The sequence below is a fragment of the Sphaerospermopsis kisseleviana CS-549 genome, from assembly GCF_028329225.1.
In the GTDB taxonomy this organism is placed as follows: Bacteria; Cyanobacteriota; Cyanobacteriia; order Cyanobacteriales; family Nostocaceae; genus Sphaerospermopsis; species Sphaerospermopsis kisseleviana.
This window is the reverse complement of the sequence record NZ_JAQMTI010000166.1, coordinates 1-16,678: the sequence shown is the minus strand read 5'-3', so window position 1 is coordinate 16,678 and position 16,678 is coordinate 1. Positions and strand designations below refer to the sequence as shown.

The 16,678-nt window shown below is 36.2% G+C and carries 12 protein-coding genes; 6 read left to right on the top strand and 6 right to left on the bottom strand.

What is annotated here, in order from left to right:
* The first annotated feature begins 320 nt into the window (after nucleotides 1–320).
* From PN497_RS13800 to PN497_RS13770, 6 genes are all read left to right on the top strand, one after another.
* Complete coding sequence (locus tag PN497_RS13800) at nucleotides 321–590, top strand: YciI family protein (protein ID WP_137669112.1); 270 nt, start codon at nucleotides 321–323, stop codon at nucleotides 588–590.
* Between the two features lie 1,145 nt (nucleotides 591–1,735).
* Entirely contained in the window at nucleotides 1,736–4,261 is a 2,526-nt protein-coding gene (locus PN497_RS13790) for a mannose-1-phosphate guanyltransferase (RefSeq protein ID WP_190347290.1), read from the top strand.
* Nucleotides 4,262–6,129: 1,868 nt separating this feature from the next.
* Entirely contained in the window at nucleotides 6,130–6,729 is a 600-nt protein-coding gene (locus tag PN497_RS13785; protein WP_096569959.1) for a helix-turn-helix domain-containing protein, read from the top strand.
* Nucleotides 6,730–6,746: 17 nt separating this feature from the next.
* On the top strand, nucleotides 6,747–9,800 hold the full coding sequence (locus PN497_RS13780) for an ABC transporter transmembrane domain-containing protein (protein ID WP_096569961.1): 3,054 nt from the start codon (nucleotides 6,747–6,749) through the stop codon (nucleotides 9,798–9,800).
* A 507-nt stretch (nucleotides 9,801–10,307) separates the two neighbouring features.
* Nucleotides 10,308–11,834: an HlyD family efflux transporter periplasmic adaptor subunit gene (locus PN497_RS13775; protein ID WP_096569963.1), complete on the top strand. Its 1,527-nt coding sequence runs from the start codon at nucleotides 10,308–10,310 to the stop codon at nucleotides 11,832–11,834.
* Nucleotides 11,835–11,906: 72 nt separating this feature from the next.
* Entirely contained in the window at nucleotides 11,907–12,707 is an 801-nt protein-coding gene (locus PN497_RS13770) for a peptidylprolyl isomerase (protein ID WP_096569965.1), read from the top strand.
* Between the two features lie 167 nt (nucleotides 12,708–12,874).
* On the opposite strand, the gene PN497_RS13765 is transcribed toward PN497_RS13770, so the two are convergent.
* From PN497_RS13765 to PN497_RS13740, 6 genes are all read right to left on the bottom strand, one after another.
* Entirely contained in the window at nucleotides 12,875–13,177 is a 303-nt protein-coding gene (locus PN497_RS13765; RefSeq protein WP_096572749.1) for a HetP family heterocyst commitment protein, read from the bottom strand.
* 99 nt (nucleotides 13,178–13,276) lie between these two features.
* Nucleotides 13,277–14,374: a T3SS effector HopA1 family protein gene (locus tag PN497_RS13760; RefSeq protein WP_096569967.1), complete on the bottom strand. Its 1,098-nt coding sequence runs from the start codon at nucleotides 14,372–14,374 to the stop codon at nucleotides 13,277–13,279.
* A 68-nt stretch (nucleotides 14,375–14,442) separates the two neighbouring features.
* The gene (locus tag PN497_RS13755; RefSeq protein ID WP_096569969.1) at nucleotides 14,443–15,648 is read right to left on the bottom strand and encodes an aminoglycoside phosphotransferase family protein; all 1,206 of its coding nucleotides are present in this window, start codon (nucleotides 15,646–15,648) and stop codon (nucleotides 14,443–14,445) included.
* Nucleotides 15,649–15,740: 92 nt separating this feature from the next.
* On the bottom strand, nucleotides 15,741–16,010 hold the full coding sequence (locus PN497_RS13750; protein ID WP_096569971.1) for a hypothetical protein: 270 nt from the start codon (nucleotides 16,008–16,010) through the stop codon (nucleotides 15,741–15,743).
* 170 nt (nucleotides 16,011–16,180) lie between these two features.
* Nucleotides 16,181–16,417, bottom strand: coding sequence for a hypothetical protein (locus PN497_RS13745; protein WP_096569973.1), 237 nt, complete (start codon nucleotides 16,415–16,417; stop codon nucleotides 16,181–16,183).
* A 61-nt stretch (nucleotides 16,418–16,478) separates the two neighbouring features.
* Nucleotides 16,479–16,678: hypothetical protein (locus PN497_RS13740; RefSeq protein WP_272110415.1), on the bottom strand; the 200-nt coding region annotated here is incomplete at its 5' end.

Genomic DNA, 16,678 nt, shown 5'->3' with positions numbered 1-16,678 from the left:
TGTGGCTTTGAGATTGACAGAGATTTAAACGCTGCGATTAATTTAAAACAAGAAGCGGTCAGATTGATCGTGTTAGCCTGTGGACTAGATAGTGCCGACACTGCTAGGGTGAAACAGGAAGAAAAAGCCAACTTTTGTTAGCATTAGTTAGCTTTTTTGTATCGGAATCATCGGTATCATAAAATTTTTAACCTATATTTGCTCGTTATCTAGGAGAGACTAATCATATAAATTATACCAAATATCCCCTCATCATAATTGACTACAATTCCCAATACATCTAAAATAAATATTTCACCAATTATAAAAATAACAATACCATGCCAAAATACGTAATGTGGGGAAGCTACTGCGAAGACGTACTAACCAAACGAGAACCCCACCGTCAAGCACACTTAGAAGGACTAGCAAAACAAAAAGAAGCAGGAATTTTAATTACCCTGGGTCCGACTAAAGATGTCACCAAAGTTTTTGGAATTTATGAAGCGGAAGACGAAAACACCGTGCGTCAGTTAGTGGAAGCTGATCCTTATTGGCAAAATGGCATCTGGACAGAGTATTCTATTAAAGAGTGGATTCAAGCTTTTTAATTCATAATTCATAATTCATAATTCATAATTCATAATTGCAGGAGGAGTCAGAAGTCAGAATGATTTTAGATTTTAGATTTTAGATTTTAGATTGGAGTTAACAAAAACAATCCAAAATCCAAAATCCAAAATCCAAAATCCATAATTGTATCACCTGTCACCTATTCCCTTGTTTACGAATTATGAATTAATCTCTCAATGCTCTTTTAAAATTGCGACGATAGGACGAATTAGCAATAAACAAAACTGGCCATAATAAACTAAATCCAATACGATTCAGTAATGTTTGTGTAAAATGAGTCTTATTAAAACCAGACCAGAATTTCACTGCGCCCAATACATAAGTCACAGTTAACCCAACAATAATTAATTCCATTACAATCTACTCCTATGGTAAATGCAGAAAATTGTGCATTACAAGTCACAAACATTGCAGAGAGTTGCTTACCAAAATACAGTTTTTCAAAGCTTTTCGCTGTTGGTGCAGGTAAAACTTGACTCTTAACTTTGCAATGTGTTGATATTACTATAGTATTGCAGAATGCGGCTTGGTAGTCAATGCCAATATGGGGGTATTTATAGAGATTAGGACTTACGCACTGTATAAATTCACCATGATGTGTATGAAAGAGAATCCGTCGTTTCAGGCTTTTGTCGATTAACTTCCGATTAATAGCGAACTGCTTGCAGCAGCGCTTCGCTATCGCCCAAAAATCATTAAAAAATCACGTTAAAAAGCCTGAAATCCATACCTCATATTTGGTTGATCCTGGCGTAAGTCCTAGAGATTGTTAATAAAAATATAGAAGTATATGTAAATTTATATTACTTTTGTATATTATGTCCATTGCTACTAATAAATCCAGAACACTTAGGTTTGGTTGTTAGTTGATTGTTCTGAATTAGCAGCAGTTTATAGGAAGATGTAGGGAAAATTTACAGCTATGTTAAATATAATAAGGGTAATGTAAATACGGGGCTGTAATAATACTATTTACATAATTTTAAGCGTCGATTTACTTAATTTTTATCAAATGTTTCTTGTGGAAGTTCCTCAAAGATCAATATTCATAGGAGACTAAATAAAGAAGAACCAATTTTTATAACGAATCTCGATGCAGCCAAGGCTGTAATTAGGAGGATTTATGCGTGCAGTGCTAATGGCAGGTGGTTCAGGGACAAGATTACGTCCTTTAACCTGTGATCTACCAAAACCAATGGTGCCGATATTAAACCGACCCATTGCAGAACATATTATCAATCTTCTCAAACGGCATAACATTACAGAAATAATTGCTACGTTACACTATTTACCCGATGTCCTGCGAGATTACTTCCAAGATGGTAGCGATTTTGGCGTACAAATGACATACTCTATCGAAGAAGACCAACCTTTAGGAACAGCAGGTTGTGTTAAAAATATTGCTGAACTTTTGGATGAAACTTTTTTAGTGATTAGTGGTGATAGTATCACAGATTTTGACCTGACGGCAGCTATTGAATTTCACAAACAAAAACAATCTAAAGCTACTTTAATTTTAACCCGTGTTCCTAACCCGATTGAATTTGGGGTAGTAATTACAGATGAAGAAGGACGTATCAACCGATTCTTAGAAAAACCTTCCACTAGTGAAATTTTTTCTGATACTGTGAATACAGGAACATATATTTTAGAACCAGAAGTTTTGGAATATTTGCCAGAACATACAGAATCCGATTTTTCTAAAGATTTATTTCCTTTACTATTGGCGAAAAATGAACCAATTTATGGCTATATTGCCCAAGGTTACTGGTGTGATGTGGGTCATTTAGATGCTTATCGGGAAGCGCAATATGATGCTTTAGCTAAGAAGGTAAAACTAGAGTTTGCATATCAAGAAGTTTCTTCTGGGGTGTGGATAGGTCAAAATACTTATATTGATCCCAGTGCGAGAATTGAAAGTCCTGCCATAATTGGTGATAATTGTCGCATTGGGGCAAGGGTACAAATTGAAGATGGGACGATTATTGGTGATAATGTAACTATTGGGGCAGATGCAAATTTAAAACGTCCTATAGTTTGGAATGGCGCAATAATAGGCGATGAAGCCCAATTATCAGCTTGTATAATCTCCCGTGGGACTCGTGTTGATCGCCGCGCTCATGTATTAGAAGCTGCTGTAGTGGGTTCGCTTTCTACGGTGGGAGAAGAAGCACAAATCAGCCCTGGGGTGCGAGTTTGGCCAAGTAAGAAAATTGAATCAGGTGCTGTTTTAAACATTAATTTGATTTGGGGTAACACTGCCCAAAGAAATTTATTTGGTCAACGGGGGGTACAAGGTTTAGCTAATATTGATATTAGCCCGGAATTTGCTGTCAAATTGGGTGCTGCCTATGGTTCGACTTTAAAACCCGGTTCTCAGGTGAGTGTTTCCCGTGATCAGCGGAATGTGTCACGAATGGTAACTCGTTCTCTCATTGCTGGGTTGATGTCGGTAGGTGTAGATGTGCAAAATCTTGATTCGACAGCTATTCCTATTACTAGAACCGTGATTCCCAAAATTGGGGTAGCGGGTGGTATTCATGTGCGGGTACACCCGGATCGTCCTGATTATATCCTGATTGAATTCATGGATAGCAAGGGGATTAATATTACCAAAGCCCAGGAAAAGAAAATTGAGGGGGCGTATTTTAAAGAAGATATGCGGAGGGCGCAAAGTCACGAAATAGGTGATGTGGTATATCCTAGTCAGGTGATTGAACGTTATTGCACTGCTTTTGAAAAGCTTTTGAATGTGGAAACTTTGCGTAATAGTCGGGCAAAGGTTGTAATTGACTATGTTTATGCGGTTTCAGGGGCTGTGTTACCGCAGATGTTAGATAAGTTTGGTGCTGATGCGGTGGTTTTGAATGCCAGTGTGAATAAAACCGCGATGACGACTACTACGAGGGAAGGTTTGTTAACTCAGTTAGGTCATGTGGTGGAAGCACTCAAGGCTAATTTTGGGGTACAGGTATCAGCAAATGGGGAACAGTTGATTTTAGTGGATGAGTCTGGTTATCCCGTGCGGGGAGAAATGTTGACGGCGTTGATGGTGGAAATGATTTTAACATCTAATCCTAGAGGTTCAGTAGTTGTACCGGTTCATGCTTCTAGTGCGGTGGAACAGGTAGCACGTCGTCATGATGGGAGGGTAATTAGAACTAAGGCTAACCCGACAGCGTTGATGGAAGCTTGTCAAAAAAATCCCCATGTGGTTTTAGGGGGAAGTGGAGAAACTGGTTTTATTTTCCCGCATTTACATCCGGGTTTTGATTCCATGTTTTGCATTGCGAAGTTGATTGAAATGCTGACAATTCAAGAGCGATCGCTTGCTGCTGTCCGTGCTGAATTACCCCGCGTTATTCACAAAAATTCTACCGTTCGTTGTCCTTGGACTGCTAAGGGAGCGTTGATGCGTTATTTGGTGGAAACTCACCCCGCGCAAAATTTGGAATTAATTGATGGGGTGAAAATTTGTCAACCTTATGATGATAGTTGGGTGTTGGTTTTACCCGATGCTAGTGAACCTTTGGTACATTTATTTGTTAACAGCAGCGATCGCGATTGGGTAGATGATAGTTTGAGAAGCTATCGCAATCGTGTTCAGAGTTTTGTAGAACGAGAACAGGAACATTACGCAGAAGTTTGATTTCTGAATCAGGATGTACAGGATTTTCTCAGTAACTCAACCTTAAAAAACGTCATACCCAGATCCCCGACTTCTTCAACAATTCGGGGATATATTATCAATTATCAATTATCAATTACCCATTACCCATTACCAATTACCCATTACCTATTACCAAAGCCAGTGTAAGATTCTGCCAGAATGGCAAATATACATCCGTAAAATCCTATAAATTATAAATAACAACATAAATAGCTGTGGAAATAGCCTACCGTTAGGCTTTTTCCTAACAACCAAATGTTTACCTTTTACACCAAGACAGATGAAGCGTAACTATTGGTGGTTCTTTTTTCCCGACAGTTTAAACAATTACAAATTTGGGTAATGGCTAACCCGAAATTTGAGATTGTTAGCAAAATTCTACGGCTATTTTAGATGTTAGTTTTTTACGATCATCTTTAGCACTGACAGTAAAATGGGAAATTGAAAAGTTACGGTGAAATCTTCCTTATGGCTGATAGTACCTTGAGTGTAGCACCTTGATTTATCACACTTCTGCTTCATTTATGGTAATCCTATTTCTCCCAAACAGGATTATCTCTACTGCATCAATTGGCAATTTATTAACCGATCATGGAAGCTGGTAAATTATACAGCTTCTTTTTTTTATAGCTATTCCCATGCTAGTGAGGTACAAAGTTTTTGTGTTTTAGGGAACAGTGAATAAATTGGTGTGTACTTCATTAGACTGGGAAACGCTATATCAGTAGGTTAACATAATTAAACGTAAAATCAAAAGTGGATAGATCCCCTGCTTCTTGAAGAAGTCGGGGATCTAGGTATTACATTCAGGTAAGGGTTTAGCATTGCTAAACCCTTACTTCCTACTTAGTACACTATATTTTTTGTTTCATTATTTATCGCAGGTTAGATTTATTAAATCAGTTGACTTATGACTAACAGGTTACAAATCTAATTGAAAATTCTCATACTACAGATAGATAAAAATTTGGTATATTTCCGATGGTAATAGAATATATGTTTACTTCAATAGGTAGAGGTTTATCTATTTTTTAGGAAAACATATTTATTTTTTATATTTTTGCAAAATTGAAGAATTTAAATGAAGAATTTAAATATTTTAGATCAAGGTGCATTTCATCAAACTAAAGTATTGCGTCAAAAAATATAAATTTGATGTAAGATTAGTATAAAGATTCAAGAAAGACTATCTGCCGTTGTATAAACTTTCATAAAACTTTCGTGAATATGTAGGAAAATTATGCCATGACTAATAGTATTTCAAGACAAAGCATGAAGAAATTTGGCATTGTCTTTTAACTTGTCTTTTAACTTGGCTGATAACTTGGCTGAGAAACAATTTCAGATTTATGAAAATCTGCTGATGAGAAAATTATAGTGTTAAGCTAGTGTTAAAAAATAAACAGCTTCCTGTCCCCAACAAAATGATTTGTAGGCTGCAATTTGTGGAACACATTTAATCTGATTGGGTAATCACAACCTAACTAACTTAAATCTTTGCAAGGTGCTGGATGAACCTGCATTGCAGGATTAAAAACAATTAGTAATTACTAATTCATAATTCATAATTAAAAGACTGCTGATAATTTAACAATTCTCTAAGCAGCCAGGTTTTGCTTGGGATCTAAATCTCTATTCAAAACTAATTATGAATTAATCAATTATAAAGATTTAAAGGTGTTTTACTGTATATTTTTTCAGCCAGCTTTAGCTGCATAGCACGTCATAAATATCATAAATATTTAGTTAGTTAGAAGTGATTTATGAATTTTACATCTGGATTTTAGCAACAGATGTAACAGGTGAATTAGCCCAAATTTTACAGTATTCGGCAACTGGTAAGAATTATGTCATTCTCTTCTCATCAAAATCAAGTTTTGGATCTTTACGATGCACACGATAGCAAGTTTTTAACACCTTTTCAAAGGAGAACATTGTTAAAAAACTTGCAAACTGATTTACAACCAGAATATCGCAGACGAATTGAAATTATCTTGTTAGCAGATATGGGTAAATCTCAATCTCATATCTGTGAAATTATTGGTTGTTCTCAGGAGATGGCAAGATATTGGATCGGTATTGCTGAGGCGGGAATGGCTCATAAATGGAATGAAAGAAGGATAGGTAGACCGAAAACAGTTAATAATCAATATATTGAAAGATTGAAAGAATTGGTAACTCATAGTCCCCGTGAATATGGCTATGCTTTTGGATCTTGGACTGCTCAATGGTTGAGTAAACATTTAGCCAATGAATTAGGAATTGAAATTAGCGATCGCCACATTAATCGCTTGCTTAAACAAATGGGACTTTCTACCAAATTCAAAAGTTCCCAACAACAAAAAAATCTGTCAAATCAGGATGCTAATATCACCATTTGCGATTTGCAATCTAACTCTGAACCTAGTTTCAATTGGTCATTTAATTTAATTCAGACCAATAACTAAACTTGGGAGGTAAGAAAATGACATCAACTTTTTCTCAGGAACAATTAGCCGCACAAATTACCCAAATTTTGGGTGATTCTCTGTCTAAAAAAGACTTAGAAAATTGTATTCAAGCCTTAGAAATTATTGAACCACCAATAGCCAAGCAATTTTGGCAATCAGCCACCGCAGCACCAGGAATTTATTTAGTTTTGGCTGGTAAAGTCAGACTATTAGATGGTGAAAATAATTTAATTACGACTTTAACATCTGGTTCATCATTTGGAGAGTTGACACTTTTTCCCGAACAGAAGTTTAGCAATTATGTAGCTAGAGCTTCTATGAATTTAAAAATAGGTTATCTTCCCCAGGAGGTAATTAATAAGATTTCGACAGTATGGGAGCGCCTATTCCTGAAGGCAGAACTTTGGGATACACTGCTGTTATTGTGCCAAAACTCTGCTATTCCCCGCCATGAATCAGTAGAGGAAATGTTAACAGCATTGTCCTTATTTACCAAACAAAATTTAGACATTGGTACTGTCAATTCCCAAATCATTAAAGATGCTAAACTGTTGTTAGTAAGGCAGGGAGAATTACAAAATGCTCAAGGTACAAAATTAACACCTGGTAATATTTTGGCAAATCCCCCACAGGAAAATTGGCAAGCAACAGAACCAACAATAGCTTACATTTTACGTCAAGCTGATTGGCAACAAGCAATACAACATTGGCCGCAACTTAGTACATTAATTGCAGCAGAAAATATACCAATTACCGAACCGATCAAGCGCGAAGTTAAACCCAAAAATCCCAATGTCATTCAATTTCCCCAACCGAGAAACCAACCTCAACCACAACCGAAACAACACCCCAAACAACGCCAAAAATACTTTCCTAGTCCTACTGTCACCGCCAGTAATTGGTGGCGCAAAATTAGCAAACGCTACCCATATTTTGAACAACAAAGTGCTTCTGATTGTGGTGCAGCTTGCTTAGTGATGATTAGCCGTTATTGGGGTAAAAATTTCAGTATAAATCGCTTGCGGGAACTTGCTAATGTTAACCGTGCTGGTGCATCTATGCGGAGTTTAACTACTGCGGCTGAAAGTATTGGTTTTGCTACTCGTCCAGTAAAAGCTAGTTTAGATAAATTAGCACAACAACCATTACCAGCGATCGCCCACTGGGAAGGTAAACATTACATCGTTGTCTATGAAATCACCAAAAAACAGGTAATTGTTGCTGATCCTGCTATTGGTCAACGCACCCTCACTATCGGGGAATTTAAAGCCGGTTGGACTGGTTATGCGTTGTTATTACAACCGACAAAATCACTCAAAGACACCCCAGAAACGAATACACCATTTTGGCAGTTATTTGATTTAGTTAAACCTCACTTTCAGGTATTACTAGAAGTATTTGTAGCTTCGGTATTAATTCAAGTTTTTGGACTGGTGACACCTTTATTTACTCAACTATTATTAGATAGAGTCATTGTTCAAGGTAGCACCATTACTTTAAATACTGTTGGGTTTGGTTTGCTAATTTTTGGCTTATTTCGTGTTATCATCAATGGACTCAGACAATATTTATTAGACCACACAGCTAATAAAATTAGTGTAGCGTTGTTGGTGGGATTTATTAAACATACATTTCGTTTACCTTTGTCATTTTTTGAGTCGCGTTATGTTGGTGATATTGTTTCTCGCGTCCAAGAAAATCAAAAAATTCAACGGTTTCTTACTGGTGAAGCATTATCTATTATTTTAGATTTGCTGACCGTGTTTATCTATATGGGTTTGATGTTTTGGTATAGTCCACCTTTGGCTTTGTTAGTATTAGCAATAGTTCCACCTTTTGTCTGTTTAGCTTTTTTTGCTACGCCTTTTTTAAGACGCATGAGCCGTGAAGTCTTTGGTGCGGTAACTAAAGAAAATAGTTACTTAATTCAAAGTTTATCTGGCATTTCTTCTATTCGATCAATGGCTATTGAACAAACAGTGCGTTGGCATTGGGAAGAATTGCTAAATAACTTGACTAAGAAAAATTTTAGCGTTCAGGTAATCGGCAACCAATTGCAAATAATTAGTTCTACCATTCAATCCCTAGCTACCACTGGTTTATTGTGGTTTGGAGCATGGTTAGTGATTCAAAATCAATTAACTATTGGTCAATTAGTGGCTTTTAATATGTTATTGGGCAACATTATTCAACCTTTTCAAAGGTTAATTGTATTATGGAATCAATTACAAGAAGTGATTGTTTCTACCGAGCGGATTAATGATGTCTTAGAAGCCGAAGTAGAAGAAGATTTAGCAATACAACCCCGGCAAAATTTACCAAGATTACATGGAAGAATTTGTTTTGATAATGTGACATTTCGCTATCATTCAGACAGCGAGGTTAACATTCTAGAAAATTTAAGTTTTGAAATTCAACCTAAACAAACTGTAGCCGTAGTTGGGCGCAGTGGCTCAGGAAAAACCACACTTTCTAAATTGATTTTAGGGTTATATCTGCCGACAGATGGTAGAGTATTAATTGACAATCAAGATGTGACTAGTATTGCCTTAAAATCCTTGCGATCGCAAATAGGAGTTGTTGACCAAGAAACATTTTTATTTGGTGGTACAATTCGGGAAAATATCAGCATAGCTCACCCCGAAGCCAGTCTAGAAGAAATTATTGAAGCAGCACAATTGGCAGGTGCAGATGAGTTTATTAAACGGATGCCAATGGGTTATGAAACCCAAATTGGAGAAGGTGGAGGAATGTTATCAGGAGGACAACGCCAACGCCTAGCCATAGCACGTGCATTATTAGGAAATCCGCGCCTTTTAATATTAGATGAAGCTACCAGTCATCTTGATGCTGAATCTGAGAGAATTATTCAGAACAATCTCAAAAAAATCCTTAAAGGACGCACAAGTTTAATTATTGCCCATCGTCTTTCTACTGTGCGTAATGCTGACCTGATTTTAGTTTTAGATCGCGGTGTTTTAGTGGAAAGCGGTACTCACGAAGAATTGATTGCTAAAAAAGGACATTATTATTATCTCAATCAACAACAACTAGCCGCTACAGGTTAAGTCAGTAAATAGGTGACAGGTGACAGTAAGAAGGGAATAGGGAATAGGGAATAGGGAACAGGTAATTATTGATTTTCGTCCCAGTCACTAATCACTAATCACCAATCACCAATCACCTTAATCTTCAATATAAATCAAGAGACGTTGCATACAACGTCTCTAATATGTATGTTGGATTTTCAACTGAATTTATTTAAAAATCAAAGGGCTTTTTCATATAAATTGGCTTGAAAAAAGTAAGGATTCAGGGTTCAGTATAAATGAAAGTTTTCGAGTCATTGGTTGTTGATGAAAAAACTTTCTCCTGTGGATTCCTGCTACAAACAAATATTCTAACTTCTGACTCCTGTAAGGGCGTTCGCGAAGCGTGCTGGAAGCATCAGCATTCGGGCTAACAATTATCAATTTTTATCACAGGTTATTTTCCGAATGCGTCGCCCCTACGACTCCTGACTTCTTACTTGAAAAAATCATTTTCTACCTTACAAATTGACAAATAATTAAAATATGCCACAATCAACTTACAATTCATCCTCAGCCGTTTTTATATCAGGACAAACTCATTCTGCTGATATTCAACAGGAAAAACAGACAGCAACTACAGAAAAAGATTGGTTTTATGGTACGGAAGAATTATTAGATGCTTTACCTAAAGCCTGGACACGCTCAATGCTCTATTTACTAGTTAGTTTTACAGCAGTAGCCTTACCTTGGACAATGTTTTCTCAAGTTGATGAAACTGGAAATGCTAGTGGTAGAATAGAACCCAAAGGTGCAACCCAAACATTAGATAGTGCAGTTACTGGTAGTGTTATTGCTGTCAATGTTCAAGAAGGTGCAACAGTTCAAGCTGGACAGGTTTTAGTAGAAATAGATTCTGAAGTTTTGCGAACAGAACTGCAACAAACCCAAGCTAAATTAGAAGGTTTAGTTAATCGCCAAGCTCAATTAGAATTACTCAAAAATCAAGTATTACTGGCGATAAATATCCAAGAACAACAAAACCAGTCCCAACAATTAGAAAAACTCGCTCAAGTTAATCAAGCAAGAGAAAACTTGGATGCTAAACAAAGTGCATATAATCTGCAACAATGGGAAAGACTCGCTCAAATTGAACAAGCAAAACAGAGTATCAATTCTACCCAAATTGCCCATCGTTTAGCTAAAAGTCGTTTAAGTCGAGATTTATTAGAAGTTGCTCGATATCGTCAACTTTTAAAGCAAGGTGTAATTCCTCAAATTAGATTTGTGGAAATAGAAAAAACAGCAGAAGAAAGTCAAAGGTTGGCAGAAGAAGCTAAAGCTAATATTAAACAATCTCAGTTGCGTCTTCAGGAAGATGTAAGCCGATATAACTCAATGATGACTCAAGCTAAGTCAGATATTGAACAAGCAAAACTGCGTTTACAAGAGCAGGAAAGTAGCTATCAAAGTGTTGTACAAGCAGGTAAATTAACATTGTTGAAAAATCAGGAACAACTGAAAGATTTACAAACACAAATTACTTCAGTGACATCAGAAATTACTCAAACCAAAAGTCAGATTAAATCATTGGAATTGCAATTACAACAGCGAGTAGTGCGATCGCCTATTGATGGCACAATTTTTGAATTACCTGTGAAAAAACCCGGTTCTGTTGTGCAAACAGGACAGATGCTGGCGCAAATTGCCCCCAAAGGTGCTACTTTAATTTTGAAAGCACAAATGCCCAGTCAACAAAGTGGTTTTGTGAAGGTAGGAATGCCAGTAAAAATCAAGTTTGATGCTTATCCTTTCCAGGAATATGGTGTGACGCAAGGGCGTGTTACCTGGATTTCACCTGATGCTAAAATTCCAGAAAATAGCCCCACTCGCTTAGAAACTTATGAGTTAGAAATTGCCTTGGAACAACCTTATATTCAAGCTGGTAACAAACGTATTCCTTTAACACCAGGTCAAACCGCAACCGCAGAAGTTATTGTGCGTCAACGTCGCGTTATTGACTTTATTTTAGATCCGTTCAAAAAGCTGCAAAAGAATGGTTTAGACCTTTAATATAGTAGGAGTCAGGAGTCAAGAGTAAAACTACTCCTGACTCCTCAATTATTAATAATGGAGAATTAGAAGATGTCAAAATTTATCAGCGTTTCTTCTGAGGATATTCTTTACCATGTTAAAATATCTTGCCAAATTCCTAATGTACTAGAAGCGATCGCCACTAGAAAAATAATTGCGGATACTGCTATCAAAGAAGATATTACTATCACAACAGAAGAACTACAACAAGCAGCAGATAGCCTACGATTAGCCAACAAACTGATTAAAGCAGAAGACACTTGGGCATGGTTAAATAAACATTATCTTTCTTTGGATAACTTTGAAGAAATCGCCCATACTAACTTAGTATCTGCAAAATTAGCCGAGCATTTATTTGCAGATAAAGTTGAACCATTTTTTTATGCTCACCAACTCGACTACACCGCCGCAGTAACTTATGAAGTGATATTAGATGATGAAGATTTAGCTTTAGAAATATTTTATGCTTTGCAAGAAGGTGAAATCAGTTTCCACCAAATTGCTCGTCAATATATTCAAACTCCTGAAATTCGTCGTGCTGGAGGATATCAAGGTATGCGCCAACGCAGTGATTTTAGACCAGAAATAGCCGCCGCTATTTTTGCAGCCAACCCCCCCCAAATTCTCAAACCAATCATTACATCTCAAGGAGCGCATATCATTATGGTAGAGGAAATTATTAAACCCCAATTAAATGAACAGATGCGGGTGAAAATCATAGGTGATTTATTTACAAATTGGTTAAAACAACAAGTGAAAACATTAGAAATAAAAGCCAATTTAGAAGAAGATAAAAATTATCAATCTTCTCCACAAAAATCTTCTCCACAAATATTCAGCGAAGCCAGCTAAGGCAATTATAAATAACAAAACAACCCATGAGTAAAGAATTGAAAACCTATGATTTGTATCTAGCTTTTTATTCATTGCGAGAAATAGGCTTAACTGAACTTTAATGTTCATGTTAATATCCCCAACCTCTCAAAGAAGTCGGGGATATATTTATGAGTAACCAAAATTTAATTTGAGCTATGTTTACTGCTCGTAAATTTACCCCAATTTACCTTTAAACCAGAAAATTCTAATTTTTTATCCTGCTTTAAATGCTGCTTATCTCCAGTAAAAATATAGTTATCTTGGATTAATTGACTATAAATTTCATGGGGTATATAGTCTAGAGGGTCGCATCCAGCAAAGTGGAGAAATAAAACGCAAGCCCAGGCATATTTACCAAGGATAATAGCTTTGATAATTTGTTGAAACTGTGCGTCTTTAAATATCTTATCTAATTGTTGATTTTGCTCAAAATTTTCTTGAATCATACCATTACCTCTAAAATGAGAAGCCAAACAAATTTATCAACGGTACTGATGCTAAAATCCTTAGCATTTAGCACAGATGCTAAATGCTCTTAAGTGCAACTAAAACAAAGGAGTGTAAATATCCTGAGAACGGGGATTAAGATAAGGACTTTGTAAGTCAATTTTCATCGCAGAAAATTGCTGAATAATAGATGTCATACGACCTTCTGGGCTATGATCACCTTGCTGCCAAGCTGCTATTAAACCATTAGCAATAATTTGACAGCGATGAGTACCAAAACTTTCCTGCTCACCAAATTTTTGCTCTGGTTCTTCAGCGCAAGCTAACCCCGGTGCTAATAACTTAGTAAACAAAGGTACTTGCTCTTGAAAATAGGATTTATTTTCCTCATATATTCTTGGTAATATTGGGTGAACTAGCTCATATTTGCCTTTGTTAAAGTAAAGCACGGCTGAGTCATAACGTCGATAATCGACAGGATTATATAGTGCTTTAAACGAAAATGAAATGTCGATATTATTTAGTGCTTCTGTTAAACTTTCCATCACGGCTGCTGCCCCTTCAGGTGTTAAGTTAAAGTAAATTCGCGTAATCTCATGATTATTTTGGGAACCTGCATTTGCTACGGCCATATAAAATCCCTTCTGCACCAAATTCTTCGGCATTTTAATAGATACAAACTTACCAACAGTTAATTTTTGCTTTGTTGGTAACAGATGCAAGTTAGGATCAACGTGCAGTGTTAACCCATTTTTATGCACTGCCAAACTGCCATCTGTTTCTTCCCTGACTATCTGCCAGCTATGACTCCAGTAGCCTTGACTTTTGTTCCTGGTATGCAAAAGATCATAGAATTCTAAATCCACTCCGAATAAACTATTATTTTCAAGATTTTGGTTTACTTTACTATTGCTTTCCTCGTCATCAGGATTTTGGTCAGGTTTTGTGGCAACGTTATAATAAGCACTGTATATAAAATTACGCAATTGTAACTTTAAGTGCTGTTGCTGCATCTCCAGTGGTAACTTCTCAAAGCGAGGGATCACTGACTCTGGCAATTCTAAAGATTTGTACTTTGGATGCTTGATACAGTGGTGAGATTCAATTGTAATGTTATTGACAATATCTTCTAGTGATGTCTGCAATTGCTGGGGCAGTTCTGCAAGTTGAGACTGTACCGAATCTAATAGTTGCATAGTTTCTAGTGTAGGGTGTAGAGAACAGGGAACAGCACAAAATCCAAAATCCAAAATCTAAAATCGTATCAAGCGACAGTCATTGATAAATTGGTAGGTATCAATTCTGAGGCTTCCATGCCAAAAATTGTGGTCATAGATGCTTGAGGACGACACAATAAGCTTTTGGCGACTTGAAGAATGCAGATACCCGAATTACCAAAGGTTCTTTCATGTTGCAATTTAGCTTGAATAGATGTAATTAAAGAAAAACCGGTAAATTGTACAACTCGTTGTAAAAACTCAGGACTACACTCTAAAATTTCGGGAAAGTTAGCTAAATAAGTAGCCATTAATTCTGCTATAGAAGGCTGTATTAGATGTAAAGGAATTGCCGCTAACCGCAAAGATTCTTCAATGGGTATGGTTCTACTAGCTACCATACTATATAGCCAAATTTGTAAATAACTAGCAATTATTGATCCTAAATCATTGGCTGGATCTCCCCAAGAACCACGTTCCCAGTCAATTAAACGAATAATTTGATCATCTTGATCAGGCAAGAAAAATTCTGAAGATATTTCTCTTTCTGCTGCTGTTTCCCAATTTAAAGAAAGCAAAATATTGTTAAGTTTGAGGTCATTGTGAGTTAAACAACAAGGATGAAAAGCCTCTTTCAAATTGGCGATCGCTTTTCCTAAATTATCGTAACGTTGATAAAGTGCAAAGAATTTCAACCCATCAGATGTAACGTGACCAAATACTTCTGGTGTAATTCTATTTACTCCCCCATTTATCTGAGAACTTGTTGGCTGTGTGATCACTTCAGAATTTTGGAAAAATTGCTGATACTCTTGACGGTCTAAAGTTAAACGATGAATTGAAGCTAAATTTTCTCCTATTGAGCGAGCAATTTTAGTTGGGAATAAATTCTCCTTAGCATAAAATTCTGCTACATCCCGATAGTTATTGAGATAATTAAAAACAATGATGGAATTTTCAGCATCAAAATGAATTACTTCTGATAAAGATGAGCGTAGATGACTAACTTCTGGGAAGGTTTGGAAAAAATTATGAACTTGCCATTCATCTAAAAACTCACCACGAGTTCTACCTTCTCGGTTAAGACGTTCTTGTTTTACTAACAATTGACTACCATCGGGCAAGCTAACTAATAAATTAAAATTTTTGGCAGATTTTAACTCAATTTTACTCAATGACTGTTCTGCTTGAGTACAAATTCCTTGGGAAATGAGATAAGGAAAAACGTTTTGAGAACTTAAAAGAAATGGCATAGCTTTACTGAAAATGAAAAAATTTTAATCAATAATATTTGATATTTTTCCAGAAAAATCCTTATTTTTGCTTCCGTATTTAACAATCATACTTATTCTTGAATATTGTACATACTTTCTAATAAAAAGTCTCTATCGGTCAATTCATAATCTTTGTTTATGAACGAGGTTGTTAAAAATGAAATAGCATCAATAGCCGCAATTACAAGCATAAATTCAAGAGTCTTAACACCAAAATTTAGAATTTGATAACTAGAACCATCTACACCACCAAATACTGCTTGATACTCCTGATTATTGACTTCATTGATAAATACTTCTGAATCAATAGGATGCAGGTCAGCAATAATAATTCGTGCCATTTATTTAATGCTGTAAAAATTAGATTTTGTTGATTTTTTTATTGGCTCTCCTGGTTTATTGGTAAAATAGTCAACTTATGTTAATTAGATATATGTTAATTACATAAATTACTTTTACCATTGATCCCAGGAGAGCCATTTAGCTCAGTCGTTCACTACAAGAAAGACTATTAGTAGCCGTAGCCGTAGCCATCGCTGTAGGACTTAGCTAAATAACCGATATGGCCAATACCATAGGTATTCACAAAAGCTTCAGCTAATTTTGTGAGAGTAGAAGCATCGCTCACATAATCGTTACCACCACCATAAACAGAATTAGCATCGCTCATTTCGTTGAGAAAACTTTCGGAATCTTGGAATAATTCAGAACCAGCTACTTGCAATTCAGAGAGTTTAATACTAGCCATAATTTCCTCCTCAAAGACTTGTTCTCAGTGATTAAAAATTGCACTATGGGGAACTACAAAATTACCAGTAGCCCTTGTCGCTGTAAGACTTAGCTAAATAACCGATATGGCCAATACCATAGGTATTTACAAAAGCTTCCGCTAATTTTGTGAGTGTAGACATATCGCTCACATAATCGTTACCACCACCATAAACAGAATTAGCATCGCTCATTTCGTTGAGAAAACTTTCGGAATCTTGGAATAATTCAGAACCAGCTA